The sequence below is a fragment of the Streptomyces sp. NPDC091289 genome (assembly GCF_044757365.1).
GTDB lineage: Bacteria > Actinomycetota > Actinomycetes > Streptomycetales > Streptomycetaceae > Streptomyces.
In genome coordinates this window covers 76,480-102,544 of sequence record NZ_JBIVUT010000021.1, presented here as the reverse complement: position 1 = coordinate 102,544, position 26,065 = coordinate 76,480, and the positions used below count along the sequence as shown (strand labels likewise).

Sequence of the window (26,065 nt, the reverse complement as noted above, 5' to 3'; positions counted from 1 at the left end):
ACACCGGACGAGTTCGACCCCACGCCCGCCGCCGCACCGCCTGATGCTCCCGAACCCACACGCATCGCACCGCCGGACGGGCCCGAGCCCACCCGCGTCGTCACTCCGGACCAACCCGAGCCCATCCGCCCCACGCCCCCCGACGCCCCCGAACCCACCCGGGCGATCACCGTCACCGGGCCCGACGAACCGCCCGGCGGCGGCGCGTCGGGGAATGCCGGGCGGTGACGGCCGATGGCGCCACCACCGCCACCACCGCCGCCACCGCCTCCTCCGTCGCACGACGCCGGGCTGCCCACCGGGCGCGAGGACGATCTCGTCGGCAAGCGGATCGCGGGCTACCTCGTGGAGGCCGAGATCGGGCGCGGCGGCATGGCCGTCGTCTACCGCGCCAAGGACCTGCGGCTGGACCGGATCGTCGCGCTGAAGCTGCTCGCGCCGGAGCTGGCCCGCAACGACACCTTCCGGCAGCGGTTCACGCATGAGTCGCGGGTGGCAGCCGCGATCGACCACCCCCACATCGTGCCGGTGTTCGAGGCGGGCGAGACCGAGGGGCTGCTCTACATCGCCATGCGCTTCGTCGCGGGCGCCGATCTGCGCGTCCTGATCGACCGGCGCGGGCCGCTGGACCTCACGGCCGCCGTCCGGATCGCCGCACAGGTCGCGTCCGCGCTCGACGCGGCCCATGACCACGACCTCGTGCACCGGGACGTGAAGCCCGGCAACATCCTGGTGGCGGCGGGCACCGACAGCGACCATCCGGAGCACGTGTATCTCACGGACTTCGGGCTGACGAAGAAGTCACTGTCGCTGACCGGGTTCACCACGGTCGGCCAGTTCGTCGGCACCCTCGACTACGTGGCGCCGGAACAGATCTCCGGGCGGCCCGTGGACGGGCGGTGCGACGTGTACAGCCTCGCCTGCGTCGTCCAGGAGACCCTGACCGGTGCGCCGCCGTTCCGGCGGGACGACGACATGGCGCTGTTGTGGGCCCACCAGTACGACCCGCCCACCCCGCCGAGCGGGCTGCGGCCCGGGCTCCCCGCCGCCGTCGACGGCGTACTGGCGAAGGCGCTCGCCAAGTCCCCGGAGGACCGTTACGAGACCTGTCTGCGGTTCGTCGCCGCGCTGCGGGCAGCGGCTGCGGGCATCGGACCCGGTGAGCACGCGCCGACCCGGGTGGACGCACCCGCCGGTTCCTGGTCGGCGGCCCCCGAAGCTCCGCCCGCGCCGCCGCGCTGGGCCGACCCGGTGTTCCCGGAAGCCGGCCGATCGGTCCGGTGAGGCCGGTTCGGGTGAGGTCCGGTCCGGATGAGGCCGGTCCGGATGAGGCCGGTTCAGGTAAGGCCGGTTCAGGTAAGGCCGGTTCAGGTAAGGCCGGTTCAGGTAAGGCCGGTTCGGGTGAGGCCGGTTCAGGTGTCCGGGCCCGTGTCCTTGACCTCGCCGCGCCGGTGCACCCGGGTGGCCGCGAGGCCGCCGAGGAAGCCGGTGACCAGGCCCCACAGCACCGCGAATCCGAGCGCCGTCCACAGTTTCGGGCGCAGCGACACCTCCCCGCCGAGTCCGCCGCCGAGGTCCCCGAGGCCCAGGAGGGACAGTCCGTAGTGGGCGGAGATCCGGGCGGTGAGGCAGATGAACAGCACGGTCAGGGTGAGCGCCACCGCCATGTGCACCGCGTGCTGCCACAGGCGCGTGCGGGCGGGCGATCTGGCCGCCATGAGGAACGCGGCGGCGAGCACCAGCACGGCGACGACGAGCACGAGCCAGCGGACGCGCCCGTCCTGTTCGGCGAGGGTGCTCAGGTTCAGGGTGGAGAGGTCGGGGGTGCGCAGGACGGAGTCGAGCACCTGGGGCATGGGCAGCCCGAAGGGTCCCTCGACCTTGCCCTCCCAGGACGCGCCCATGCCGAGGGTGAGCGCGAGCCAGACCAGGTTGGGCAGTCCGAGGAGGATGACCGCGACGGTCTCGGCGGGGTGCCCGCGCGTGATCATCACGACGAGACCGGCGACGACACCGAGCGCGACGCAGGCGAGGAGCAGCGCCACCATGGCGAACGCCGCCGGGCGCACCGCTTCCTGGAAGCGCAGCAGCCGGGCCGGGAGCGGGGCCCGGCGCGAGACGAGCAGGGCCAGCACGAGGACACCGGCCAGCCACAGCAGCCCGAAGACCAGGGTGAGGGGGATCTCCGCCCGGAATCCGACCTTCGGGTCGCTGCCGAGGAGATCCCCGGCGTCGCTGCCGGTGAGGTCGTCGGCCGAGAGGGTGAAGGTGTGCCGGGCGATCAGCGAGATCACGATCAGCGCGACGACCCACAGGGCGGCGACGCGGCCCGCCCAGCCGGCCAGTTCGCGGCTTCCCGCGACGGCCCGGTGGTGGAGCGGGCGGAGGAAGCCCCGGGCGATCAGCAGTGCGCCCACCAGGGTCACCGAGAGCGGCAGGACCGAGAGGTCGGCCTGCGTCCCCACGAGGGAACCGGCGTCCCCGGACAGCCCGACGGAGCCGCCCGCCGCCATCACCACGACCGCGGCGACCACGGCCGGGAATGCGCCGCCGGGCAGCCCCGCCGCACCGGCGGCCCACAGGCCGAGCGCCGCGGTCACCACCATGGCCAGCACACCGGTGAGGACCGCGAGAAGGGCGTGGCGCCAGCCGTGGGGGGCGGGTGCGCTGTTCTCGTCGTTGCTCGCGCGGACGTTCACGCCCCCACGCTAAACAGGGTCCGAACGCTCCGCTTCCCGGGGAAACCGGTCCCTCCCTCCGCTTGCGGGGACCACCCCGACAGGACAGACAATGAGGCGATATGCCCCGGATTGTCGCCTGATGGCCCTGGTACGGAAACGGGGCCGGGCAGGGACGACCGGGGCGGGTACCGACGTCGGGGAGCAGAGCCCGTGAGTGACCGACCACCGCCATCCGGCCGCCCCACAGGACCGCCGTCCGGCCCGCTCTCGGGCCCCTCGCAGTCCGGCCCCACACCGCCCCCTCCGACCGTGTCCGGCCCGCCGCCCGGCCCGCCCAGCGGCGGCGACCACGGCGGACCGGGCGGCTCGGGCGGCGGGGGCGGGGATTCCGGCGGTGGTCCGGGCGGTCCCGGCGACCCGGGCAGCGGCTCGGGCGCCGCCCCCGGTTCCGGCCCCGGCCGCCCCTGGTGGCGTTCGGTCCCCCGGATCGCGGCGATCGCGACGGCTCTCGTCGCGGCGGTGGTGCTGGTCGTCGTCCTGACCCGGCCCGACGGCGGGTCGAAGGCGGGCGGTGAGGTGTTCCTCCAGGCGGCGGGCGAGTCCGGGCCCGATCCGTTCACGGAGTCCACGGCCGAGGACGACGCCCCCGGGCCCGGGACCGCCAGCCCCTCCGTGGCACCGAGCGCGTCGGCGACCGGCGCGCAGGTGACACGTGGGGTGGACGGCGCGGCGCCGGGTCTTTACGGGGGCACCCGCAAGGTCGCCAGTTGCGATGTGGAGCAGCAGATCAAGGTGTTGCGAGCGGCGCCGGACAAGAACCGGGCGTTCGCCTCGGTCCAGGACATCGAGCCGTCCGCCGTCCCCGGCTATCTGCGGGGGCTCACCCCCGTGACGCTGCGCATGGACACCCGCGTCACCAACCACGGCTACCGGGACGGCGAGGCGAACGCCTACCAGGCGGTGCTCCAGGCGGGTACGGCGGTCATGGTCGACGACCGGGGCGTGCCCCGGGTGCGCTGCGCGTGCGGGAACCCGCTGCTGCCGCCCGTGGCCCAGGAGGATCCACGGCAGACGGGCAAGGCGTGGCCGGGCTACCGGGCCTCCGACGTGGTCGTGGTGGAGCCGTCGAAGAAGCCGGTGAAGGAGTTCGTGATGGTCGACCCGGAGAACGGCGACTGGTTCAAGCGGCCGTCCGGCGACACGGGCGACGGCGACAAGAAGACGGACCCGCCGAAGGACGCCTCCGAATCCCCCTGCCCGCCCGGTTCGGACCCCTGCCCCTCGTCGTCGGGGGCCACGCCGTCGGAGTCCTCGCCGGACGACCCGGCGTCGCGGCCCGGTGACGATCCGGCGACCTCCGAGCCTCCGCCGGACGACCCGGCGACCTCGGAGCCGCCGCCCGACGACCCGGGGACCGAGCCCGCGCCGGAGGACCCGCCGGGTTCGCCCGACTCGCAGTCGGCCCCGCAGCCGCCCGGCCCGGACTCCCCGGACCCGCAGGATCCCGGACCGGGGACGGCCCCGCAGGGAGCACCCGCGATCGGCTGAACGGACGGAGAACCGCCGCCCCCTCAGCCCACGGCGTCGGGGCGGCTCTCCACCGGGGTCTTCGCCCGCGTCCCCGTACGCACTCCGGCTGCCGAGGCGGCCGAGTGGAGGGAGCGCAGGGCGACCAGCAGGAAGCCGATGTCGTCGAGGTAGACGGGGTCGGGCAGCAGGTCGACGGGTGACACGGTGTAGATGACGGCCGCCCAGACGAGCGCCTTGTTCCGCAGCGGGATCCCGGCGTCGACCAGCAGTTTCCTGGCCTTGAAGACGCGCACCAGCAGCACGACGGCCAGGGCCAGCATGAGCAGCGCGGCCACGGCGCCGAGAACGAGCCAAACGGTGGTGTCCATGGCTCATCGTGTACCCACTCGCTCCCGGATCACGAACCCGTGGCGGCGATGCCGGCGCTCCGGGGCCGAAAAGTGCGGCGGTGCGGATCAGGCCGTGCCGCGCCCCCGGGCCTCCGCCCGCCTGCGGCTGCGACGCTTCAGGGCGCGCCGCTCGTTCTCGGACAGGCCGCCCCAGATGCCGGAGTCCTGCCGGTTCTCCAGGGCCCACTCCAGGCAGGCGGCCTGTACGGGGCAGCTCCGGCAGACGGCCTTGGCCTCCGCTGTCTGGACGACGGCGGGGCCGGTGCTCCCGATGGGGAAGAACAGGTCCGGGTCCTCCTCGCGGCAGGCGGCGTGCAGGCGCCAGTTCTCCATGCCGCTCGACTCTGCGCTGCTCAACTCTGCTCACTCCCGATGTCGATACGTCGTCAGTCACTTGCCGTACGCGTCTTCCGCTTGCCGTACGCGTCTTCCGTGCGGGTGACCGACGATCGGCGCCTCAAACACGTATCGGGTGGGCACATCGGGTCATCGGCAGCGCATGGCGGCCGCTACGCGGGCGGGCGGACCCGGGGGCGGTGCAGGGCGAGGAGCGCCTGGTCGTCCTGGATCCGGCCGCCGGTGTGGTAGCCGACGTCCTCGATCAGCAGGTGGAGGATCTGCGCCGGGGTGGCCGGGTCGCCGATCAGCGCGCGGTGGTGGACGAGGAGGGGCAGCCGGACGGACGCGTCGTAGAAGATCCCGGACTCGTCGCGGGCCTCGGTGACCCCGTCCGTGTAGCAGATGAGGGTGGCGCCGGGCGGGAACGGGAACGCGTCGACCGGGGACGACCAGGTCCCCAGGGCGCTCATGCCGAGCGGGGGCGCCTCCTCGGACGGTTCGAGGACGGTGGCCCGGCCCTCGGCGTCCAGCAGCACCGGCGGCGGATGCCCCCGGTTGACGACCCGTACGACGTCGAGGCCCTCGGCGAACTCGGCGATCAGCGCGGTGGTGAACCCCTCGTCCTGCTCCTGGCCACCGCGCCGGCCGCCCTCGCGCAGGAGGGCCCGCTCCAGCGCGGTCACCAGGCCGGGCAGGTCCTCCGCCTCGTCCGCCGCGTACCGGAACGCCCCCAGGTCCGCGCAGACCGCGCTCACCGCGCCCAGGCCCTTGCCGCGTACGTCGCCGACCATCACACGCACCCCGTGCGGGGTGTCCTGGACGACGTAGAGGTCGCCGCCGATCATGGCCTCGTTCTCGGCGGGCACGTACCGGGCGGCGATCCTGAGCTCACCCAGGCGCGAGGGAGGCCTCGGCAGGACGGCGCTCTGGGCCACGGCGGCGATGTGGCGGGCGCGCCGGGTCCGGGCGTCCCGTCCCTCCAGGGAGCGGTTGATGAGGACGGCCAGCACGGTTACGGCCAGAAGGGTGAGCTGGTTGGCGACGCCCCGCTGCCAGCCGAAGGTGCCGTCGACCCGGGCGAGGACCGCGTGGACGGCCATGGAGAGGGCGCCGACCGCGATGATGCCGCGCAGGCTCAGCAGCGGCGCCGCGGCGACCGGGGCGGCCATCAGTAGGGGCGCGGAGGTGACGTCCGTCGGGGTCGCCAGGTCCAGCACGACGGCCAGCACGACGACCCCCAGCGGGATCCACCTGGCCCTGCGCAGCTGCACCACTCCCCCACGCTGTACGGCGCCGGGGCCCGCCGCATCCCGGCGGCGGCCGGGGGTGCCGCTCCGGGCCGGGTCACTCCGGCAGCGGCGTCCCGGGTCCGGGTGCGGCGGCGCACGCGGCGTCCAGCCGGATGCGGTGGGCCATCACGGCCTCGGGGTCGTCGATGAGGTCGACGCGGACGCCCGGGGTCTCCAGCACCGCCTGGTCCCCGATCTCGGGTGCGGGCACCCGGAGGATGTGCAGGGGCGGTACCCCGGTCAGGGGATGCGGTGGGTGATCCATGGGCACCACCTGGACGGTGACGTGCTGTTCCTTCATCGTCTCGGTCAGCGCGGCCCGCTGCTCGTCCATGGTGTCCCGGTCGCCGACCCGCGTGTGGAGGGCCGCCGCCGGGAAGAGGGCCCACACGGCGGCCCCGCGCTCGCACATGCGGCGGCGGCGCTCCCGCAGCAGCTCGACGCGCCGCTCCCGGCGGGCGGGGCTGTCCTCGGGGTACTGCGTGCGGTAGAGCGCGGCGGCGTACGCGGGGGTGCGCAGCAGCTCCGGCACCAGTGCCGGGTGCCAGGTCCGTACGAGGCTCGCCGAGGATTCCACGCCGATGACGTCCTGCTGCCAGCTCTCCATCGCGTCCCGCCACCGGTGCCACCAGCCGGGCCGGTTCGCGGCTCCGAGCCCGGCCATGATGCGCTCGGCCACGGCCGGGGGCACTCCGTAGCAGCGCAGCAGTTCGCCGACCTGCCGGGCGTCGAGTCCGGTCTCGGCGCGTTCGATGCGCCGGACGGTGGCGGGGTGGGCGTCCAGCGCCTCGGCGGCGGCCCGCAGGCTGATGCCCGCGCGTTCCCGCAGCATGCGGAGGCGGACCGCGAGGACGCGGTGCTCCACGGTGGGACCTGAACGGGCTCGCATGCGCAAACCTTCCTTGTCGAGCCCCGCGGCGGAGCATTACACACTCTGTCGCTTGCAAAGTATGCGTTTTGCGCCGAGAGTGCATACATGTCGGAAATAGTCAGTTGCGCGGAGCGTGCTCCCGATGACGGAGGTGTCCGAGGTGCCGGATGTGCCCGAGGCGCACACAGCTGGTGGGTTCCCCGATTGCCCGGGGGCGTGCCGGAGGCCCGGCACCGGGTCCAGGAGGCCATGCGGGCCTGGGGCGAACCGGCCGACCGGATCGAGGCGGCGGCTCTGATAGTGACCGAGCTGGTCACCAACGCCGTGCAGCACACCACCACCCGGCGGATCCGCTGCCGTCTCCTGCGTTCCGCGGACGGCGTGCGCATCTGCGTGTGGAATCGCGGCCGGGCCCGGATCCCGGCCCCGGCGACCCCGGGCGACTCGGCGGGCCTTCCCGTCGCCGGGGTCCCGGCGGTGGGCGGCGACGTGCTCGACTGTCTGTCCGAGGACGGCAGAGGGCTCCTGCTCGTCGACGCACTGGCGGCCCGCTGGGGCACCCGCGCCGCACTGGCGGGCCGGCTCGTCTGGGCCGACGTCTGAGCCCGCCCCACGTCCTTCCCGCATGACCCCCGTCCGGGCCGCCCCGCGAACACGTCCTCGCGGCGCCCCGGCGTGATCAGGCGGGAGCGGTGCGGCACTCCGGGTGGCCCCAGCCGTTCGGGTTCTTCGCGATCGGCTCCTTGGCCGCGTACGACTTTCCGCAGTGGCACCGGCCCGCGAAACGCGCCGCGATCGTGCCGCTGGACCGCCCGCCCCGGGACGCGCCCCCGGCACTCCGCCCCTTGCCACCGCCCGACGCTCCGGACGCCTCGGTGCGCCCCTTCGTGGACCGCGCGGGCGCAGGTACGGGCAGCGCCGTGGCGCCGTGCGCCGTACCGGCCGGGCTCTGGGACACGGCCGCCTCGCTGGCGGCCTGGTCGGCGAGTGCGTTGAGCGGGTCGCCGTTCACCTGGTGTGCGGGCACATAGCGGAACGTCACCGAGCGGTCGGCGAGCAGGGCGTCGATGCGGGTGACCAGCTCACGGTTGGCGACGGGCTTGCCGCCCGAGGTCTTCCAGCCGTTGCGCTTCCAGCCCGGCAGCCACTTGGTCACGGCGTTCATGGCGTACTGCGAGTCCATCCGCACCTCGACGCGCACCGCCGGATCGGTGGACTCCAGCAGCTCCGCCAGAGCGGTGAGCTCGGCGACGTTGTTCGTCGCGGTGCCGAGCGGACCGGCCTCCCAGCGCACCGGATTCCCCTGCGCGTCGGCGGCGACCCACGCCCAGGCGGCCGGTCCCGGATTTCCCTTCGACGCCCCGTCACACGCGGCGATGATGCTCTCGTTCATCCCCCGATCATGCCAGCCCCGCATGACCGTTCCGACCGCCGCGACCGCCGCGCTCAGGGCACGATCGAGTCCACGTAGCCGCCGTCGACGCGCACGGCCGCCCCGGTCGTCGCCGAGGCCTGCGCGGAGCTGAGGTAGACGACCAGGTTGGCGATCTCCTCGGGCTCGATGAGCCGCTGGATCAGGGACTGCGGGCGGTGCAGCCGCATGAACGCACGCTGGGCCTCGTCCCAGGGGAGCTCCTTGTCGACGAGCTCGTACACGAAGTCCTCCACGCCACCGGTGTGCGTGGGGCCGGCGATCACGGAGTTCACCGTCACGCCGGTGCCCGCGGCCTCCTTGGCGAAGCCCCGGGAGACGGCGAGCAGCGCGGTCTTCGACATGCCGTAGTGGATCATCTCGGCGGGGATCACGATCGCGGAGTCGCTGGCGATGTTCAGCACCCGCCCCCAGCCCTGCCCGGTCATGCCCGGCAGGTAGTGCCGGATCAGCCGGACGGCGCTGAGGACGTTCGTGTCGAAGTACGTCCGCCACTCCGCGTCGCTGATCTCCAGCGGCGGCCTGGACCCGAAGATGCCGAGATTATTGACGAGGACGTCGGCCGTGGGCACGGCGGCGTACAGCCGCTCGGCGCCCTCCTCGGCGGTCAGGTCGCAGGCCACGGTCACCACGGACGCGTCCGCCACCGCCGCGCGCAGGGTCGCCGCCGCCGCGTCCAGCCGGTCCGCCTTCCGCCCGGTGAGAACGACCTCGGCGCCGGCCGCGGCCAGCCCTGTCGCGATGGCGAGGCCGATACCTTGCGAGGAACCGGTCACCACCGCGTTCTTGCCCGTCAGATCGATGCGCACGCCGCTACTCCCTCGCCTGCTCGTCCGTCGCCTCCCAGACTCGCACCGCCGCCCCGCGACCGCTTGACCTCAACCAAACTTCAGGTCTTAGCGTTCCGAGTGAACCCGGGGCCGTACGGCCGACGGGATCCGCAAGCCATCAGCTATTCAGCTATTCCGCTATTCCGCTATTCCGCAGGCCATCAGATTTCGGAGCGCCCCATGGACATGGAAGTCACGGCGTGGCATTCGCTGCACAGCGCGATGAACGCCCAGCAGGACCGCCGGCCCTTCTCCCGGAAGGCGTTGCGCCGCATCGTGCTCTTCGCCCGGCCCCACCGGCGGCGGATCTACCGCTTCCTGCTGCTGAGCGTCCTGACCGCGCTGCTCGCGGTGGCCACCCCGGTGCTGGCAGGGAAGGTCGTCGACGCGATCGTGAACGGGGAGGAGACCGGGACGGTCACCCGGCTCGCCCTGCTCATCGCGCTCATCGCCGTCGTCGAGGCCGGTCTCGGCCTGCTCACCCGCTGGCTGTCGTCGACGCTGGGCGAGGGCCTGATCCTGGACCTGCGCACCGCCGTCTTCGACCATGTGCAGAAGATGCCGGTGGCCTTCTTCACCCGGACCCGGACCGGCGCCCTCGTCAGCCGGCTCAACAATGACGTGATCGGCGCCCAGCGGGCCTTCAGCAATACGCTCTCCGGCGTCGTCTCCAACGTCGTCACCCTGCTGTTGACGCTCGCCGTAATGCTCACGATCTCCTGGCAGATCACCCTGCTCTCGCTGGTGCTGCTCCCGGTGTTCGTCGTGCCGGCCCGCCGGATGGGGGCCCGGATGGCCGGACTCCAGCGGGAGGCGGCCGACCACAACGCGGCGATGGGCACCCAGATGACCGAGCGCTTCTCCGCCCCCGGCGCGACGCTCGTCAAACTCTTCGGGCGGCCTTCCGACGAGTCGGCCGAGTTCGCCGCCCGCGCCGACCGGGTGCGTGACATCGGCATCCGTACGGCGATGGCCCAGTCGGCGTTCATCACCGCCCTCACCCTGGTCTCCGCCCTGGCGCTGGCCCTGGTCTACGGGCTCGGCGGCTTCTACGCCCTGCGCGGCAGCCTGGAGCCGGGGGCCGTGGTGGCGCTGGCGCTGCTGCTGACCCGGTTGTACGCCCCGCTCACCGCGCTGGCCGGGGCCCGGGTCGAGGTGATGAGCGCGCTCGTCAGCTTCGAGCGGGTCTTCGAGATCCTGGACCTGAAGCCGCTGATCGAGCAGAAGCCGGACGCCCGAGCGGTGCCGGAGGGTCCGGTCTCCGTGGAGTTCGACCGGGTCTCCTTCGGCTACCCCTCCGCCGAGAAGGTCTCGCTCGCCTCGCTGGAGGAGGTCGCCACGCTCGACGACCGGGGCGGCACACCGGTCCTGCACGAGGTCTCCTTCCGGGCCGAACCGGGCCAGATGATCGCCCTGGTGGGCTCCTCCGGCGCGGGCAAGTCGACGATCGCGCAGTTGCTGCCCCGGCTGTACGACGCGGACACCGGTTCCGTACGGCTGAACGGGGTCGACGTACGCGATCTGAGCGCCGACTCGATCCGGGACACGCTCGGCATGGTCACCCAGGACGGGCACCTCTTCCACGAGTCGGTGCGGGCCAACCTGCTGCTCGCCCGGCCCGACGCCGCCGAGGACGACATCTGGGACGCCCTGCGCCGCTCCCGGCTCGACGGTCTGATCGCCTCGCTGCCCGACGGGCTCGACACGGTGGTGGGCGAGCGCGGCTACCGGCTCTCCGGCGGGGAGCGCCAGCGCCTCACCATCGCCCGGCTGCTGCTGGCCCGTCAGCGGGTCGTGATCCTCGACGAGGCGACCGCGCACCTCGACTCCACCTCGGAGGCCGCCGTCCAGGAGGCGCTGGCCGAAGCGCTGGCGGGCCGGACCGCCCTGGTGATCGCCCACCGCCTCTCGACCGTACGGGCGGCCGACCGGATCCTGGTCGTGGAGGCGGGCCGGGTCGTCGAGAACGGCACGCACACCGAGCTGCTCGCGGCCGGCGGGCGGTACGAGGAGCTGTACCGCACCCAGTTCGAGCGGCCGTCCTCGGACGGCGAACGGCCGGTCCAGCCGGTCCACTGACCCGGCGTCCCCGACCCAGACCCAGCCCCAGCCCCCCAGCCTCACCCCTGCCCACGCCGTTCGGCCGGACCTCACCGGCCGGGCGGCGTCAGCGCGTGCCGATGCGGGTGAGAGCCCTCCGCTCGGCGGTCCGCAGTCGGCGCAGCGCGTGGCCGCCGCACCGGCGCCACTCCTTCGGCGACACCCGAGGACGGTGCCCGCCGTTGGTGACGAGCGCGTTCACCGACGTCATCGGGTCCGCCGCCATGGTCTTGGCCAGCAGCACGCCGACCACGAGCGGAAGCAGCGTGACGGCCAGGGCGGAACCGGCGGTCGTGACGTGCTGGATGCGGGGGCGGCGCGGCGCTTCGGAGGTCATACGGCCATCGAACAGCGGCCCGGGGACCCGGAACATCGGGCAACGTACTCAGGGGCGCGGGACCGGCATACTCATCCGCTCGCCGGGGGACGCTCACAGCGGCCGGGTGCACGGATCCGGGCCCGGCCGCAGGAGCACGGAGGGAGCGCCTCGATGGGTGACGGCCAGGGACCGGGCGACAACGGCGAACACCGCGACGGCCAGGGGCCGGTGGAGCACGGTCACGGACGTCCGGCCGCGGCGGTGTTCGACGCGCTGGGCGCGGAGTACGAACAGGCCTTCGCCGCTTCGGCCGCCCACCGGGAGTCGCTGGATCGGCTGCTGGCGGACCTCGCCCCGGGGAGCCGGGTGCTGGACGTGGGCAGTGGGACGGGCCGGCCGACCGCGCGGACCCTGGCGGACGCGGGGCACCGGGTGCTGGGTGTCGATGTGTCGCCGGTGATGACCGCGCTCGCCGCCCGGCAGGTGCCGGAGGCCGAGTTCCGGTGCGCGGACATCCGTGATCTCCCCCTGCCCGAGGGCGAGTTCGACGCGGTCTGTGTGTACTTCTCGCTGCTGCAGATGGAGCGCGGCGAGCAGGGCGAGCTGCTGGGGCGGCTCGCCCGGGCGCTGCGGTCCGGCGGACTGCTGGTCGTCGCGACGGTGCCGGTGGACGTCGCGGGCGTCGACGCGGTGTTCATGGGGCAGCCGGTCCGGGTCTCCAGCTTCGGCGCCGAGGAGTTCACCGCTCTGACCGCGCGGGCGGGGATCGCCGTGGAGTGGACGCACAGCGCGCTGTTCACCCCGGATCACCCGGCGGGCATGCCCGAGCCGCACCTGTTCCTGCACGGCCGCCAGCTAACCGCCGCAACTAACGGCGCAGCGTTCCCACACGGCACGCCTTGACCATTGGCTATCACAAAGAACAAGCCGAATGAATGACAAGGGTGGCGCATTTGCGTTCCTTCACAAGAAGGTAATGCGATAGCAAAGTTCTGGTCTATATGCTGAGCTGTAGTCGTATCCGCGAGGAGCGACCGGAGTGGGCCTCATGACGGCTGCCATCCGGCAAACCGCGAGGTGAGACACCCCTCCCATTCCGAACATTCATACGGATACAAACAGCGCATTCGTCAATATGACCCGACCACACCGCTCCCCGGCACCGCCGGATGCAGGAGGCAGGCCACCATGCAGTCCCTCGTAGACCACGCCCGGACATTCACCGAGCACGTCGCCGCGAACGCAAAGGATTTTGAACGTCTCGCGGACGGCCAGACCCCCGAAGCACTCTTCGTCACGTGTTCGGATTCACGTGTCGTCCCTTCGCTGTTCACCGGCGCCCGCCCGGGACAGCTCTTCGAGCTCCGCACCGCCGGCAACATCGTGCCGCGCTACCCCGCGCAGGACCGGCCCACCGGCGAGGCCGCGACCATCGAGTACGCGCTGCGCATGCTCAAGGTGCGCGACATCATCGTGTGCGGGCACTCCCACTGCGGCGCGGTGGGCGCCGTGTTCCGCGGCGACGACCTCTCCGCCATGCCCGCCGTCCGCCACTGGCTGGAGCACTCCACGGACGGCAGAGACCCGGCGGCGGACCCCGCCGACCTCCCCGGGGCGATCCAGGCCCACGCCCTCGCCCAGCTCGACACCCTGCGGGGCTACCCCGCGGTGCGCGAGCGACTCACCGAGGGTTCCCTCGGCCTGCACGCCTGGTACTACGAAGTGGACACCGGCTCCATCAGCGTCCACCGGCCGGAGCGCGGGACCGAGTTCGCCCGCCTCTGACGGCTTCCCTTCCCCCACCACCCTCACGTGCCCGGCCCCCTCCGGGCACGATCCGTACCCCACAAGGGAATCCACCGTGATCTCCGCGAAGGAACTCAAGAACCCCCACGTCGTGCGGCGTGACCTGCTGGCATCACTCGTCGTCTTCCTCGTCGCGCTACCGCTGTGCGTCGGCATCGCCGTCGCCTCCGGGGTCCCGGCCGAACTGGGCCTGGTCACCGGGATCGTCGGCGGGCTCGTCGTCGGCTTCCTGCCGGGCAGCAAGCTCCAGGTCAGCGGGCCCGCGGCCGGACTCACCGTGCTCGTCTACGAGGCGGTCAAGGAATTCGGCCTCAGCACGCTCGGCCCGATCGTGCTGGCCGCCGGACTGCTCCAAGTGGTGCTGGGCCTGGCACGCTTCGGCCGCTGGTTCCGCGCCATCTCCGTCTCCGTGGTGCAGGGCATGCTCGCCGGCATCGGCCTGATCATCGTGCTGGGCCAGGTGTACGCCATGGCCGACACCGAACAGCCGGGCAGCGGCCTGGCCAAGCTGGCCGGACTCCCCGGTCTCGTCGTCGAGATCGTCACCAACCAGGAGGCACTGACCGCCTTCGGCCTCGGCGCCGGAACGGTCGCCGTGCTGCTGCTGTGGCCGAAGCTCCCGGCCTCCGTGCGCCTGGTCCCGGCGCCGCTGGCCGCAGTCGCCCTGGCCACCGCCGTCGCCTCGCTGGCCGGTATGCGGCCGGCGGTGGCCGATGTGAACGGGCTGCTGCACGCCATCGATCTGCCCGGCGGGGCGGAGTTCGCCCGACTCGCCGATGTGGCGGTCATCGGCACCGTCCTGGCCTTCGCCCTGATCGCCTCGGCCGAGAGCCTGTTCAGCGCGGCGGCCGTCGACCGGATGCACGACGGACCGCGCACCGACTACGACAAGGAGCTGGTCGCCCAAGGCGTCGGCAACACCCTCTGCGGGGCGCTCGGCGCGCTGCCGATGACCGCGGTCATCGTCCGCAGCGCCGCCAACGTCCAGGCCGGGGCGACGACTTCCCTCTCCCGCATCGCCCACGGTCTGTGGCTGCTGCTCTTCGCCGCGCTGCTGCCCGCCGCCATCGGGATCATCCCGCTGGCCGCGCTCGCCGGGATCCTCGTGCACGCCGGGTGCAAGCTGGTGCCCGCCAAGGAGTTCGGCCCCCTGTGGCGCGAACACCGGGGGGAAGCCGTGCTGCTGGCGATCACCGCGATCGCCATCGTGGTGACCAACCTCTTCGAGGGAGTCGTGCTCGGCCTGCTGCTGGCCGTGGTCAAGTCGGCCTGGGAGACCTCGCACGTCCAGCTCATCACCCACGAGCTCACCGGCGGCCGGGTCGTGGTGACCCTCACCGGGAACGCCACCTTCCTCCGACTGCCCCGCATCCTGGAACAGTTGGAGAAGCTCCCGCAGGACCAGCCCATAGAGCTGGACCTGACCGGACTGCGCCACCTCGACCACGCCTGCCGGGTCGCCCTGGAGAACTGGGCGCGCCGGCACAACAACGCGGAGATCGAGCCGGTGACGATCCGCCGGTAGCGCCTCCGCACCACCGTGCGGGACGCCGGGCGCTTCACGCGACCGCCCGGCGTCCCGCCGCGGGGTTACGGCTTGCGGGCGACGAGCCCCCACTGGTCGACCGACACCGCGTCCTCCTCCTCGGGCCGCCAGCGGTCGATCGGGACGAATCCCGGCTCGACCAACTCCATTCCCTCGGCGCAGCCGGTGATCTCCTCCGGCTCCCGGACGAGGTACGGCGGGTTGTCGCCGGACGCGTACGCCTCCTGGGCCGCCAGCGTCTGCGGTGTCTTCACCGTGTCGCAGAGCACCAGACAGCTTCCCGACGGCATCCGGGCCAGGTACCGCTGGACGACCGCGATGCCTTCGGCCGGGTCGAGGTGCCCGAGGGTCGAGAGCAGAAGCACGGCGACCGGCTCGGACAGGTCGAGCGTCTTCGCCGCCTCGTCCACCACCGTGTCCGTCGCGGACAGATCGGCGTCCACATAGGCCGTGCGGCCCTCCGGGGCGCTGGTCAGGAGCGCCTCGGCGTGGGCGAGGACGATCGGGTCGTTGTCCACGTAGACGATGCGCGACTCGGGTGCGATGCTCTGCGCCACCTCGTGGGTGCTGTTCGCCACCGGCAGCCCGGTCCCGACGTCCAGGAACTGGCGTACCCCCGTCGAGGCGAGGTAGTGGATCGCGCGGATCTGGAAGGCGCGTGAGGCACGGGCGATGTCGACCATCTGCGGGTAGGCCGCACTCACCACTTCGGCCAGCTCCCGGTCCACCGGGTAGTGGTCCTTGCCGCCGAGCCACGCGTTCCAGACCCGCGCCGAGTGGGGAACGTCGGACCGGATACTGCGGCGGAAGTCGTCGTCGTCGACGCTCATGTCTCTCCTCTACTCACTGCCCGTACCAGGCGGTTGGCCGGGATTCCCGCCGACCGGGCCTCCGGTGGCGACCGTACCGCGCCACCCGGCGGCACGCAGCGGGGACGGGCCGTGCCCCTCGCCCGTCCGGCTCAGGGCGTCCGGGGCCTCGGGCGCCGGCACCTCGTTGAGCTTGCCGAACGGCACGTGCACGCTCGGGGTGGTCCGCGAAGTGCTCTCCAGGTGGCCCTGCTGGTCGTCGAAGAAGATGTGCGGCTTCAGGATCTTCATGATGCGGCCCTTGTCGATGCCGCCGAGGAAGAACGCGTCGTTGACGGTCACGCCCCACCCCTTGAGGCTCTGCACCGCACGCTCGTGCGCGGGGGCGTTGCGTGCCGTGACGATGGAGACGTGCAGGCGGGTCCGGTAGTCGGGGTTCTTCAGGCGCTCCTGCTCCTCCCGCTGCTGGATCCGGTTCACGTTCGCCAGGAAGTCCCTCAGCGGCCCGGCGTCGTGCGGAACCCCGGCGTTGGTGACCTCGTGGGCGCGGAACTTCTCGATCCCGCCCTCCTGGAACACCTGCTCCGACGCGTCCGTGGCCAGGACCCCGTCGAAGTCGAAGGAGATCCGCAGGTCGTGGTCGTCCTCGTCGTCCTCGTAGGGGGCGCCCAGGACGTGTCCGGCGGGCAGCCCGGCCGCGACCGCCTCCCGGACGTCCTGCTCGTTCGCCGACAGGAAGAGGGACATGTTGAGGGCGGGCATGAACCGGTGGGGCGAGCGGCCCTGCATGAAGATGGCGCGGCTGATGGGCAGTCCGTGGCTCTCTATGGAGCGCATGACCCGCAGTCCGGTGTCGGGGTCGTTGCGGGACAGGACGATGACCTCGACCAGGGGGTCGTTCACCTCGCCCAGGTCGTTCAGCGACAGCAGACGTCGGATGAAGGGGAACGCGGTTCCCGGGCGGAGCCGGTCGCCGACGTGCTGCTCCTGGTGGGCGCGGTAGCCCTCCTCGCCCTGTTCCCGGAAGACGGCGTCCGACTCGGTCAGGTCGAAGAGAGCGCTGGACGCGATCCCGATGACCAGTCGGTCGGCCAGTTCGTAGTGCACGGCACCCCCTCCGGCCGGCCCCGTGCCGACGCGCTCCCAACTATCGCACCGTCGCACGGCTGTTCCCGCACGGGCCGAGGGTCAGCTCAGCAGCAGGGCACTGTCCCAGGATGTCGTCGGCACATTCCCGGTGGCGTACGTGTGCAGGGCGAGGGCGATGCCCGCGGCCCCTTCCAGGAAGCCGGGGCGGTCGAGTGCGCGCGCCGCGAGCGTGTGGGCGTAGCGGAAGCCGAACGGAGCCTCGGGGTCGAACCCGTCCAGCACCCGTGCCGCCAGCCGGTCGGCGACGGCATGGAGGTCCTGGTCGTCGTTGTCGTGGGCCGTACGCAGGACGATCTGCAGGAGCCCGGCCCAGCCGTGGCACAGCGCGGAGTCCCGGATCAGCTCGTCGCTCGCCACGGTCAGCGCGCCGCGCAGTGCGGCCCCCGCCTCGGCGCGCCAGTCCGCCCGGTCCAGCGCGGATCCGGCCAGATGGACGGCGCGCGCCGCGCCGGCGGCACCGTAGCACCAGGAGTCCCGTCCGCGTTCCGGCGGTTCTCCGCTCTCGATGCGTTCCAGGGGCATCAGGTGGGGCCAGCGCGGACCGGCCGCGTCGGTGGTGCTCAGGCGGGACAGCAGCGCCATGATCCGCTCGATGGCCTCGTCCTGGCGGTCCACCCGGACCCCCGCCCGCCAGGCGACGGAGAGAAGCGCGAGCGGCCCGGGGACACCGTGGGCGAGACCGAGGTTGACGTGTTCGGCGAGGCCGTGGTCGAGACCGTCGGTGATCCACCATGCGGGCAGCCGGGCGCCGTGGCGGGTGATGTCGTCGGCGGTGGCCATCGCCACGAGGGAGGTGAGCACTTCGGTGAGCGCGGCTCCGGCCGCCTCCCGCTCCGCGCGCCCGTCCGCCGCCTGCTGCCTGGCCAGCAGGTAGCGGCCGATCCCAGCGGTGCCGCCGAGGACGTCGTAGCGGCTCCACGCGCCGGCCGGTTCCCCGGCCAGCGTCCGTTCCCGGTCGGCGCGTACGCGGATACGGGCCTGGCCGACGATGTGCCGGTCCAGTCCGGCGAGCATCGTCGCGTAGCCGCCGGAGCCGGCGGCCGCGGTGTGTCCGGCGTACGCGAGCGCCACCATGCCGCCGAACAGCGATTGCGGCAGCAGCCGGATACCGGCGGCGAGCGCAGCGGACAGATGCGCGTGTGCCCGGTCGCGCAGCCCCGGGTCCGTGGCGGCCAACTCGGCGTGGAGCAGGGCGACTCCGGGGTGGCCGTCGGAGAGATGCAGCGGGTCCCACACCGGTTGCGGGTCGCCCGGGTAGCGCATCACATTGTCCGGCACGCCCGCGATCCGGGCCACCCGCTCCGGGTCCGCCAGCCGGTCCGCGACCTCCGCGACGACCCGGGCGGCGGCCTGCCGGTGCGCCGGTTCCGATGTCGGGGTCGCTGTCCCGACAGCGGGCGTCCGGTCGGCGGGCCCGCCGTCGACGGGCGTCCGGTCAGCGGGGGTCGACACGGGTGATGGCACGGAAGCTCTCCAGTTCCTGCAACAAGCGGCGGACGTCCGCGCGCCGGACCTCGGGCACTTCGCCGACCCGCACCGCCTCGCCGGCGTCCAGCCGGCGCAGCACCGTACGGGCTTCGGCGCCGGTCGCACCCGAGGTGACATGGCCGTTGGCGGCCCACCCGCGCGGGTCATCGCCGGGTGCCGGCAGCAGCGGGGCACAGCCGCGTACGAGGGTGTCGTCGTCCAGAGGGCGGGGCTCGGCGGGCGGCTCGGTCGGCCAGAAGCCGCCCGCCGTTCTGACCCGCAGGGCGAGCGCGGTGGCCCGGTCGGCGAACCGGTCCTCGTCCAGGTGTTCCGCGAAGGCGTCCACGGCGTCGGCCAACGCCGTGGGAAGCTCACCGCTCAGTCGGCCGCCCGGGCCCGCGTCCGGGGTGAACAGCGGGGCGGAGGCCGTCGGCCGGGTGCCCCGGAACAGGTCCTTGATCTCGTAGTACGGCCGGTGCTCGCGGCGCGGAATGCCCACGTTGACGCTGGTCGCCGGGGCGTCCGAGGCGCTCTCCCCCACGTGGTAGTAGCGCGAGGGCCAGTACAGCAGGTCCCCCGGTTCGACCTCCGCGACGAACGAGGAGGACAGGTACGGCTGGTAGTCCAGCACCGTGTGCACCGGGTCCGACCACGGCCGCTCGGCCCAGAACCGCATCCGCTTGGCGCCGCGTACGCAGAACATGAAGGTGGCGAAACGGTCCTGGTGCACGCCGACCGGGCTGTGCTCGTACGAGCCGTGGAACAGCGTGGAACCGGCGGAGTGCGTGGGCTGGCCGACCCGCTCCCACAGCCCGGCGTAGAACCGCTGCGCACGGTCCCACAGTGGGTGGGAGAAGGAGTGGAACCGGTGGATGACAAGGGCGTAGCGCTGCCCGTCCAGCCGGTCGGCCATGCGCCGCTCGTAGCCGTCGAGCGAGCCGTCGCGCAGTTCGGGCAGGTAGTCGTGGGGGCGGGTCTGCTGCCGCCGCCGTACGAGGAACTGGAGGTTGCCCGGGACGGCGAGCGGGTGGGGCGGGCGGCTGCCGAGCACGGCGGCCCGGAACACCTCGGGCTCGTCGAACGGCACCGTGTCGAGGCCCTTGTACAGCACGGGCGCCCGGTCCCAGAACCGGTCGGCGAAGGTGTCCCAGTCGAAGGACTTCTCGATGGTCAGCGTCATCGGGCCCGCTCCTCGGCCATGTCGATGCCGCGCAGCCGGTACAGCTTGTCGAGCAGCGCGAGCACCGTTCGGTCGTTCCTGTCGTCGTCGCCCGCGGCGAGGGCGCGGCACACCGCGTCGGCGCCGGTCTCCTCCCCGTCGCCGAGGGCGGCGTACACCCGGTCGCTCGCGGCGGTGGGCAGGGTGAAGACGTTCCCGTCGACCGCCCAGACCTCGCGCGCGGGCCCGTCCGGCATCCGGATGATCTCGCCGGTGCGGCGGAAACGGGTGTCCCGGGTGATGGTGACGCCCTCGCGGGGCACCGGAATCGGTTCGAGCCCGGCGGCCGAGCGCAGCGCGGCCCAGCGGATCCGCAGCGCCCTGCGCAGCTGTTCGCCCTCCACGGTTGTCCGCAGTTCGTCGCCCAGCGCCGTCAGCCGGGGCAGCACACCGTCCCGGTCGTCGATACGGGTTCCGGGGCCGAACGGGAAGTACGGCACGGTCTCGTCGTTGCCCTGCCCTCCGTGCACCAGGTCGGCGAGCAGATCCCGCAAGGTGGTGAACGGCAGCCCCCGGTCGACCGGGATCCGCAGGCGCAGGGCCACGCACCGTTCGCAGTAGGTGTCCACGTGCCGCCGGTCGCCGGGCCAGTACAGCAGCTCCCCGGCACCGGCGCTCAGGGTGCGTACGCCGGGCACCTCCCGGTCCGGGTCGGCGATGTCCGCCGGCGGGGGCCCGCCGTGCTCGTCCCACAGCCGTACGTCCATCCGTCCGCGCAGCACCCAGGTCAGGGCCGCGTGCGTCGGGGCCGCGGTCGCCCCCGCGTGCTGGGTGAACCGGTCGCCGGTCAGCACCTCGGCGACGACGGGGAGGTTGGGCCAGCCGACCTGCCGCCACAGCCCGCTGATGGTGTCCCGTACCGCGGACCACAGCGCGTGGTCCAGGAGGAGCGGCTGCCGCACGGTCAGCAAGTAGCCCTGTCCGGGGACGTCGGCGGCGAGCCGGTCGAGGTAGTCGTCCAGGGTGGCGTCGGTGGTGTCCGGCAGCAGGGCGCCGGGGGCGCGCAGCCAGCCGTCGCCGAGGAGAAACCGGACGTCGGGCATCACCCAGAAGCGGGTGCCGGCGCGGAACGGGGCGCAGGAGGTGACGTTCAGGGGGTGCACCTCGTCGAGGCCGAACGGCGGCCGGGCGCGCAGCCGGACGGGCCGCCGGTCCCAGTCGCGCTGTGCGAACAGCTCCCAGTCGATTCCGTCCGGCGTCCGCCGCACGACGGGGGCCAGCGTGTTCATGATGCTTCCCTTCCCTCGGTCCCCTCCAGGGGGAACCGCCGCCGGATCCGGTCCGTGTGATCGGCCAGCGGCTCCATACCGAGAGCGGCCCGGCGGCGGTCCACTTCTTCCGGGTCCTCGACCGGCCACGGGACCAGCACTCCACCGACGGGCTCGAACTTCGTTCCGTACACCTGCGGGAGCCCATCGGTCACGCGCAACTCGTCGGTCAGATAAGCGACTTCCCGCCACGGCAGATCGCCTCGCCCGGCGGCGTCCCGCATCAGCTCCAGGCAGTGGCGGCGGAAGTCCAGGTGTTCCCGGGCGTGCTGGACAAGGCGGCTCGCGGCGGCGGCCGCCTCCGCGCCGACCAGACGGTGCCCCGGCCACCCGTGGTCGTGCACGACCGTGGTGAGCCACGCGATCCCGGCATCGGTCAGGTCCCGCAGGCGGCGCTCGGCGGCCGGGTCGCTCATGCCACCGTCGGCCCACGGTGTCCGGACGGCGCCGTCGAGCCGGTCCAGCCGCAGCAGCCTGCGCCGGATCTCCCCGGCCGGCGCGGGCTCGACCGGGGCCTCGGGCGCGTCGACCGGGTCGATGCGCAGCCGTACCTTCGTCCGGTCCCAGAGGTAGGTGATCCGCCGGCCGGCCTCCGGCCAGTCGAAGGCGACCCGGCCCTCGGAGGGGCTCTGCAGATGCAGCCGGACGCCCAGCGCGGCGTCGGCGATGACGTGGTCCGTCACATCGTCGAACACGTGCTCCACGGCGTCCCGGAGGGCCACTCCGAGACCGGCGAGGGTGAGGTTCGCGCCCTCCAGCAGCTCCGGCAGCGGGGGCCAGCCGCCCTCGGGCTCCGGCCGGGCCGCGACCCGTCCCGTCCCGAACGGCCGGGGCGGCGGCTCGACCCGCAGCACCGGCCCGCCCTCCAGCGAGCGGACGAAGTAGGGCACGTCCATGCGCCGCAGCTGATCGCGTTCGGCCCGGTCGAAGTGGACGTCGGGGTCGGCGGGGTGGGGTGTGGCACCGCCGCCGGACAGCCAGCGGGGCACGAGCGCGTCGAAGTACCGGAACGTGGGCTGCCGCAGCACCCGGACGTAGTGGCCGGCGATGGCGGTCGACAGGAACTCACCGATGGCGGGCCGTTGCCGGCACATCAGGGTCCAGGCGTCGAACATGCCACGCAGCATGGCGGGGAGGTAGGGCCCGTACCCGGTCCGCCCGTCGGTGTCGGCGACGACGTTCCTGGTCTCGTCCCGGGCGAGGGACCTGCGGCGGCGGTGGAGGCGCAGCGCCCCCGTCGGCTGCGCGGTCCAGCACACCGGTGGGCCCTCGGCGCTGCACCAGCGGGCGGTGCGCTCCAGGCCGACGTGGTGCTGGTCGACCTCGGCGGTCGCGTCGTGCAGGAGGCCCGTGTCGTAGAGGCGCGGGACCCGGCAGAAGTAGATTTCCAGGTCGATCGGGTAGAGCAGCGGCTCCGGGTCGCCGGGCCGGTGCCCGGTGACCACATTGCCGCCGATCATGTCGGTGATCCCGAAGGCGAACATCGCGGCGGTCAGCGAGCCGGTCCGGTGCCAGAACCGCCCCGACTCCCGCGGGGTGAGCCGGGTGCCGGTCAGCTTCCACGGTCCGGATGCCCGGATCGGTCCCCACTGTGCGGGCGGCTCGATCCACTCCTGCCACAGATAGCCGGGCTCGGCTCCGGGCCAGCAGGCCAGCACGGGCAGCCGGACCTCGCCGGACGCCGTGGGCGCGTGGTTGAGGAGATCGAACAGCGAGCCGGGCGTACCGGTTCCGGTGGACGAGGCGGTTCCGGTGGACGCGGTGAACAGCAGCTCGCCGGAGGCCGGGCGGGGTTTGTAGGCGACCCGGCCGCCGCCGGCGCAGTCGAGGCGCAGGACACGCTGGCGTCCGTTGTGGGTCTCCTCGCCGTGGGCCCACAGTCCGACGACCGGCCCCCGGAACGCCGGTTCATCGGGCCAGCAGGCGTCCATGTCACGCTGCAATCGGTCGAGGAAGAGCGTCAGGAATTCCTCGCAGCGCTCCGCCCACTCGGCCACCCGGTCATGGGCGTAGTGCGGCCTTCCAGCAGCGCAGGCCACGAATGCCTCGGATACCACGGGGCCAAAGATGTCGGCATTGGTGATATCCAGTATTCCGGCGGAGACAACGGCCGAATATCGCTGTCCGGAGGATACGCACCAGGCGTCCAGCCGGTACCACAGGCTCAGCAGCGGAGCGAACCGCCGGTCGCGGAGCGCGTGTTCGATCATCCGTGCATCGGCCTCGCCGCCGAGCAGCCGGTCGATCGCGACGGTCCCTTCGGGGCCTTCCGCGACGACGGGCGGAAACAGCCCGCCCGCCTCGCCCTTCCGGACGGCCGCGATCATCCGCCGGGCCACCGGGGAGAGTTGGGGCGATCCGTCCCGTTCGGCGCCCCGGCCGAGGTCACCATCGGGGGCACACATTTCCCAGAGCGGCTCGGCGTCCACAGCTGAATCCGGCACAGCAGCCCTTCGATTCGTCCGATGCGTCACCGGGGAAGCACGGCGCACCCGGGTGGCGCCGGGGATGAGCGACACCACCCGGCGCGCGTCAACAGCAGTAGATGCTCGCGCACGAACCACAGGCGGTACCGCTGCCCGAGTTCGTCGGTGAAGCGAGCGGCGGAATTTCCTGTTCCAGATCGCCGATCACCAGATCGAATACATCATCGGCGTTCCGGTCCGTTCCGCCCTGGACCTTTTCTTCAACTGCCTGCATGAATATCCTCCTCCCGTACTGGCCAATTGATCCGCCACTCAGTAGAACAATGCGACATGCCCATGTCAACGAGCCGGACAGGGGCGCACCGCCGGGCGAGACGCGGACACGACACGGGCGCATCGCTTTACTGGCCGGTAGACATCTATGCGACGCAGGTCACACTCCTCTACCGTCGGGGCACTGCCCCGGCCCCTCCACCTCGGCGGGCCGCCGACCGGGCCCGGGCATCCCCGTCTCCCGCCCCAGGAGGTTCCATGCCACCCCCCACCGCCCGCCGCTCCCGGCGCAGGCTCCCTGTCGCGGTGCTCGCCGCCGCCCTCGGAGCGGTCACCCTCGGCGCCCCCTCCCCCGCGTCCGCGTCGGGCGCCGCCGACGACGGGGACTATCTCGTCGGGCGCGGCATCGCCGATGTCACGGGCGAGGCCGCCGAGACCGGGATGATGGGCTACTCCAGCTTCGACCAGAAGACCTCGGGCATCCACCAGCGGCAGCGGTCGCGCGCCTTCGTCGTCGTCGACCGGTCGAGCGGCAAGCGCGTGGTGTACGTCAACGCCGACCTCGCGATGATCTTCCAGTCCGTCCAGCAGGGGGTCGTCGCCCGGCTGAAGGAGCGTTACGGCGGCCTGTACGACGAGGAGAACGTCCTGCTGTCGGCGACCCACACCCACTCGGGGCCCGGCGGCCACTCCCACCACGTCGCCTACAACCTCTCCGTCCTCGGCTTCCAGAAGGAGACCTACCGGGCGATCGTCGACGGCATAGCGGACTCCGTCGCGAAGGCCCACGAGGACCTGAGGCCCGGCACGATGAGCCTGGGCACGGGGACCCTCACCAACGCCAGCGTCAACCGCTCGCGGGAGGCGTTCGACCGCAACCCGGCCTCCGACCGGGCGGCCTTCCCCGACGCGATCGACCCGGCGATGACCGTGCTGCGCTTCAAGCAGGGCGACAAGGACGCGGGCGCGATCAGCTGGTTCGCCACCCACAACACCTCGATCACCAACAAGAACACGCTCATCAGCCCCGACAACAAGGGGTACGCCGCCTACGCCTGGGAGCACGACCACGAGGGCGTGCGCTATCTCGACGACACCCCCGGTTTCGTCGCGGCCTTCCCCAACACCAACGCCGGCGACATGTCGCCGAACCTCAATCTGAAGCCGGGTTCCGGGCCCACCGAGGACGAGTTCGAGAACACGCGCATCATCGGCGAGCGGCAGCTCGACAAGGCCCGCGAGATCTACGCCGACGCGCGGCCCGTCGCCGGAGGCGTCGACTCCAGGCTCGCCTATGTCGACATGGAGAACGTGACCGTACGCCCCGAGTTCACCCCGGACGGGAAGGAGCACCGCACCTGCCCCGCCGTCGTGGGCGCGTCCACGCTCGCGGGCAGCGTCGAGGACGGTCCGGCGATCCCCGGCTTCGAGGAGGGCACGCGCACCCCGGTCGCGGGCATCATCGACGCGCTGCGCATCGACACCCCGTCCTGGCTGCAGACCTGCCAGTACCCGAAGGCGAGCCTGATCCCGACGGGCCTGCTGAGCAACGTCCACCCGGTCACGCCGAAGACCCTCCCCCTGCAGATCATGAAGATCGGCGAGCTGCACCTGGTGGCCGCTCCGGGCGAGTTCACGATCACGTCCGGTCTGCGTGTGCGCCGTACGGTCGCCGAGCAGCTCGGTGTCCCGCTGGACCGCGTCCTGCTCCAGGGGTACGCCAACGCCTACAGCCAGTACGTCACGACGCCGGAGGAGTACGACACGCAGAACTACGAGGGCGGCTCCACCCTGTACGGCCGCTACACGCTGCCCGCCTACCAGCAGGAGTACGCCCGGATCGCGGAGTCCCTGCGCGAGGGCACCGACCTGGAGCGGGGCACGGCGCCGCCGGACGAGTCGGGCCGGCAGTTCACCTTCCAGACGGGAGTCGTGTACGACAACCCGCCCTCGGGCACGGCGTTCGGCGGGGTCCTGAAGGCCCCTGAGAGCTCGTACGCCCCCGGCTCCACCGCGACCGTCGAGTTCGCCACCGGCCACCCGAAGAACAACGTCCGCCGGGGCTCCACCTTCCTGGAGGTGCAGCGGCTGGAGAGCGGCTCCTGGAAGCGGGTGCTGGACGACGGCGACTGGGAGACGACGTACCGCTGGAGCAGGCTCAACGGTCTGACCGGCACCTCGAAGGCCACGATCACCTGGGACATCGCGGCGGACACCGCGCCCGGCAGCTACCGGATCGTGCACCACGGGGACGCGAAGAACCTGCTCGGCAGGATCACACCGTTCACCGGGACCACCGGGACCTTCACCGTGCGGTAGCGG

At 72.6% G+C, this 26,065-nt stretch carries 23 protein-coding genes and 1 pseudogene; 9 read left to right on the top strand and 15 right to left on the bottom strand.

What is annotated here, in order from left to right:
- Positions 1-228: pseudogene (locus ACIQPT_RS26945) on the top strand (hypothetical protein); the annotation flags it as partial.
- A gap of 6 nt (positions 229-234) precedes the next feature.
- Positions 235-1,284 carry a serine/threonine-protein kinase gene (locus ACIQPT_RS26940; protein ID WP_401159313.1) on the top strand — a complete coding sequence of 350 codons (1,050 nt, stop codon included), beginning with the start codon at positions 235-237 and terminating at the stop codon, positions 1,282-1,284.
- Between the two features lie 128 nt (positions 1,285-1,412).
- On the opposite strand, the gene ACIQPT_RS26935 is transcribed toward ACIQPT_RS26940, so the two are convergent.
- The gene (locus ACIQPT_RS26935) at positions 1,413-2,699 is read right to left on the bottom strand and encodes a streptophobe family protein (protein ID WP_401159311.1); all 1,287 of its coding nucleotides are present in this window, start codon (positions 2,697-2,699) and stop codon (positions 1,413-1,415) included.
- Between the two features lie 192 nt (positions 2,700-2,891).
- Here ACIQPT_RS26935 and ACIQPT_RS26930 point away from each other — a divergent pair, with 192 nt between their 5' ends.
- Entirely contained in the window at positions 2,892-4,229 is a 1,338-nt protein-coding gene (locus ACIQPT_RS26930) for a DUF6777 domain-containing protein (protein ID WP_401159310.1), read from the top strand.
- Between the two features lie 23 nt (positions 4,230-4,252).
- On the opposite strand, the gene ACIQPT_RS26925 is transcribed toward ACIQPT_RS26930, so the two are convergent.
- From ACIQPT_RS26925 to ACIQPT_RS26910, 4 genes are all read right to left on the bottom strand, one after another.
- Entirely contained in the window at positions 4,253-4,579 is a 327-nt protein-coding gene (locus ACIQPT_RS26925; RefSeq protein WP_401159308.1) for a YkvA family protein, read from the bottom strand.
- An 87-nt stretch (positions 4,580-4,666) separates the two neighbouring features.
- Complete coding sequence (locus ACIQPT_RS26920) at positions 4,667-4,933, bottom strand: WhiB family transcriptional regulator (protein ID WP_401159307.1); 267 nt, start codon at positions 4,931-4,933, stop codon at positions 4,667-4,669.
- A gap of 176 nt (positions 4,934-5,109) precedes the next feature.
- Complete coding sequence (locus ACIQPT_RS26915) at positions 5,110-6,213, bottom strand: PP2C family protein-serine/threonine phosphatase (protein ID WP_401159305.1); 1,104 nt, start codon at positions 6,211-6,213, stop codon at positions 5,110-5,112.
- A 70-nt stretch (positions 6,214-6,283) separates the two neighbouring features.
- Positions 6,284-7,117 carry a Scr1 family TA system antitoxin-like transcriptional regulator gene (locus ACIQPT_RS26910; RefSeq protein WP_401159303.1) on the bottom strand — a complete coding sequence of 278 codons (834 nt, stop codon included), beginning with the start codon at positions 7,115-7,117 and terminating at the stop codon, positions 6,284-6,286.
- A 186-nt stretch (positions 7,118-7,303) separates the two neighbouring features.
- Here ACIQPT_RS26910 and ACIQPT_RS26905 point away from each other — a divergent pair, with 186 nt between their 5' ends.
- Positions 7,304-7,702, top strand: coding sequence for an ATP-binding protein (locus tag ACIQPT_RS26905; RefSeq protein ID WP_401159301.1), 399 nt, complete (start codon positions 7,304-7,306; stop codon positions 7,700-7,702).
- 76 nt (positions 7,703-7,778) lie between these two features.
- Here ACIQPT_RS26905 and ACIQPT_RS26900 read toward each other — a convergent pair whose 3' ends face one another.
- Both ACIQPT_RS26900 and ACIQPT_RS26895 read right to left on the bottom strand, forming a co-directional pair.
- Positions 7,779-8,492: a ribonuclease H gene (locus ACIQPT_RS26900; RefSeq protein ID WP_401159299.1), complete on the bottom strand. Its 714-nt coding sequence runs from the start codon at positions 8,490-8,492 to the stop codon at positions 7,779-7,781.
- A gap of 53 nt (positions 8,493-8,545) precedes the next feature.
- The gene (locus ACIQPT_RS26895) at positions 8,546-9,340 is read right to left on the bottom strand and encodes an SDR family NAD(P)-dependent oxidoreductase (protein ID WP_401159298.1); all 795 of its coding nucleotides are present in this window, start codon (positions 9,338-9,340) and stop codon (positions 8,546-8,548) included.
- Between the two features lie 201 nt (positions 9,341-9,541).
- Between ACIQPT_RS26895 and ACIQPT_RS26890 the strand changes: the two genes are divergently transcribed.
- Positions 9,542-11,440 carry an ABC transporter ATP-binding protein gene (locus tag ACIQPT_RS26890; protein WP_401159297.1) on the top strand — a complete coding sequence of 633 codons (1,899 nt, stop codon included), beginning with the start codon at positions 9,542-9,544 and terminating at the stop codon, positions 11,438-11,440.
- 88 nt (positions 11,441-11,528) lie between these two features.
- Here the strand turns inward: ACIQPT_RS26890 and ACIQPT_RS26885 are convergent, their stop codons facing one another.
- Positions 11,529-11,798, bottom strand: coding sequence for a hypothetical protein (locus ACIQPT_RS26885; RefSeq protein WP_401159295.1), 270 nt, complete (start codon positions 11,796-11,798; stop codon positions 11,529-11,531).
- 153 nt (positions 11,799-11,951) lie between these two features.
- On the opposite strand from ACIQPT_RS26885, the gene ACIQPT_RS26880 reads away from it, so the two are divergent.
- From ACIQPT_RS26880 to ACIQPT_RS26870, 3 genes are all read left to right on the top strand, one after another.
- On the top strand, positions 11,952-12,683 hold the full coding sequence (locus tag ACIQPT_RS26880) for a class I SAM-dependent methyltransferase (protein WP_401159293.1): 732 nt from the start codon (positions 11,952-11,954) through the stop codon (positions 12,681-12,683).
- Between the two features lie 285 nt (positions 12,684-12,968).
- On the top strand, positions 12,969-13,565 hold the full coding sequence (locus ACIQPT_RS26875; protein ID WP_401159292.1) for a carbonic anhydrase: 597 nt from the start codon (positions 12,969-12,971) through the stop codon (positions 13,563-13,565).
- A 76-nt stretch (positions 13,566-13,641) separates the two neighbouring features.
- A complete protein-coding gene (locus ACIQPT_RS26870) occupies positions 13,642-15,111 on the top strand; it encodes a SulP family inorganic anion transporter (RefSeq protein WP_401159290.1) in 1,470 nt (489 codons plus the stop codon).
- 65 nt (positions 15,112-15,176) lie between these two features.
- On the opposite strand, the gene ACIQPT_RS26865 is transcribed toward ACIQPT_RS26870, so the two are convergent.
- The 7 genes from ACIQPT_RS26865 to ACIQPT_RS26835 form a co-directional block, all read right to left on the bottom strand.
- Complete coding sequence (locus ACIQPT_RS26865; RefSeq protein WP_401159289.1) at positions 15,177-15,962, bottom strand: SAM-dependent methyltransferase; 786 nt, start codon at positions 15,960-15,962, stop codon at positions 15,177-15,179.
- A gap of 9 nt (positions 15,963-15,971) precedes the next feature.
- Positions 15,972-17,048 (bottom strand): 5'-nucleotidase, encoded by a 1,077-nt coding sequence (locus ACIQPT_RS26860; protein ID WP_401159287.1) that lies wholly within the window; start codon positions 17,046-17,048, stop codon positions 15,972-15,974.
- Between the two features lie 81 nt (positions 17,049-17,129).
- Complete coding sequence (locus ACIQPT_RS26855) at positions 17,130-18,542, bottom strand: lanthionine synthetase C family protein (RefSeq protein WP_401159285.1); 1,413 nt, start codon at positions 18,540-18,542, stop codon at positions 17,130-17,132.
- A complete protein-coding gene (locus ACIQPT_RS26850; protein ID WP_401159283.1) occupies positions 18,526-19,737 on the bottom strand; it encodes a JmjC domain-containing protein in 1,212 nt (403 codons plus the stop codon). The genes ACIQPT_RS26855 and ACIQPT_RS26850 overlap by 17 nt, the downstream gene beginning before the upstream one ends.
- The gene (locus ACIQPT_RS26845) at positions 19,734-21,005 is read right to left on the bottom strand and encodes a hypothetical protein (RefSeq protein ID WP_401159281.1); all 1,272 of its coding nucleotides are present in this window, start codon (positions 21,003-21,005) and stop codon (positions 19,734-19,736) included. The genes ACIQPT_RS26850 and ACIQPT_RS26845 overlap by 4 nt, the downstream gene beginning before the upstream one ends.
- On the bottom strand, positions 21,002-23,449 hold the full coding sequence (locus tag ACIQPT_RS26840; protein WP_401159421.1) for a DUF4135 domain-containing protein: 2,448 nt from the start codon (positions 23,447-23,449) through the stop codon (positions 21,002-21,004). Before ACIQPT_RS26840 ends, ACIQPT_RS26845 begins: the two co-directional genes overlap by 4 nt.
- Before the next feature lie 127 nt (positions 23,450-23,576).
- Positions 23,577-23,744, bottom strand: a complete 168-nt coding sequence (locus ACIQPT_RS26835) for a hypothetical protein (protein WP_003970887.1) — start codon at positions 23,742-23,744, stop codon at positions 23,577-23,579.
- Between the two features lie 257 nt (positions 23,745-24,001).
- On the opposite strand from ACIQPT_RS26835, the gene ACIQPT_RS26830 reads away from it, so the two are divergent.
- A complete protein-coding gene (locus ACIQPT_RS26830) occupies positions 24,002-26,062 on the top strand; it encodes a neutral/alkaline ceramidase (RefSeq protein ID WP_401159279.1) in 2,061 nt (686 codons plus the stop codon).
- Positions 26,063-26,065: the final 3 nt, after the last annotated feature.

Excerpts from the sequence above, each read along its gene's own strand:
- ACIQPT_RS26840 (WP_401159421.1), bottom strand. The coding sequence starts at position 23,449 with ATGTGTGCCCCCGATGGTGACCTCGGCCGGGGCGCCGAACGGGACGGA.
- ACIQPT_RS26845 (WP_401159281.1), bottom strand. The coding sequence starts at position 21,005 with ATGAACACGCTGGCCCCCGTCGTGCGGCGGACGCCGGACGGAATCGAC.
- ACIQPT_RS26890 (WP_401159297.1), top strand. The coding sequence starts at position 9,542 with ATGGACATGGAAGTCACGGCGTGGCATTCGCTGCACAGCGCGATGAAC.
- ACIQPT_RS26850 (WP_401159283.1), bottom strand. The coding sequence starts at position 19,737 with ATGACGCTGACCATCGAGAAGTCCTTCGACTGGGACACCTTCGCCGAC.
- ACIQPT_RS26940 (WP_401159313.1), top strand. The coding sequence starts at position 235 with ATGGCGCCACCACCGCCACCACCGCCGCCACCGCCTCCTCCGTCGCAC.
- ACIQPT_RS26885 (WP_401159295.1), bottom strand. The coding sequence starts at position 11,798 with ATGACCTCCGAAGCGCCGCGCCGCCCCCGCATCCAGCACGTCACGACC.
- ACIQPT_RS26865 (WP_401159289.1), bottom strand. The coding sequence starts at position 15,962 with ATGAGCGTCGACGACGACGACTTCCGCCGCAGTATCCGGTCCGACGTT.
- ACIQPT_RS26830 (WP_401159279.1), top strand. The coding sequence starts at position 24,002 with ATGCCACCCCCCACCGCCCGCCGCTCCCGGCGCAGGCTCCCTGTCGCG.
- ACIQPT_RS26835 (WP_003970887.1), bottom strand. The coding sequence starts at position 23,744 with ATGCAGGCAGTTGAAGAAAAGGTCCAGGGCGGAACGGACCGGAACGCC.
- ACIQPT_RS26875 (WP_401159292.1), top strand. The coding sequence starts at position 12,969 with ATGCAGTCCCTCGTAGACCACGCCCGGACATTCACCGAGCACGTCGCC.
- ACIQPT_RS26920 (WP_401159307.1), bottom strand. The coding sequence starts at position 4,933 with ATGGAGAACTGGCGCCTGCACGCCGCCTGCCGCGAGGAGGACCCGGAC.
- ACIQPT_RS26910 (WP_401159303.1), bottom strand. The coding sequence starts at position 7,117 with ATGCGAGCCCGTTCAGGTCCCACCGTGGAGCACCGCGTCCTCGCGGTC.
- ACIQPT_RS26900 (WP_401159299.1), bottom strand. The coding sequence starts at position 8,492 with ATGAACGAGAGCATCATCGCCGCGTGTGACGGGGCGTCGAAGGGAAAT.
- ACIQPT_RS26925 (WP_401159308.1), bottom strand. The coding sequence starts at position 4,579 with ATGGACACCACCGTTTGGCTCGTTCTCGGCGCCGTGGCCGCGCTGCTC.
- ACIQPT_RS26880 (WP_401159293.1), top strand. The coding sequence starts at position 11,952 with ATGGGTGACGGCCAGGGACCGGGCGACAACGGCGAACACCGCGACGGC.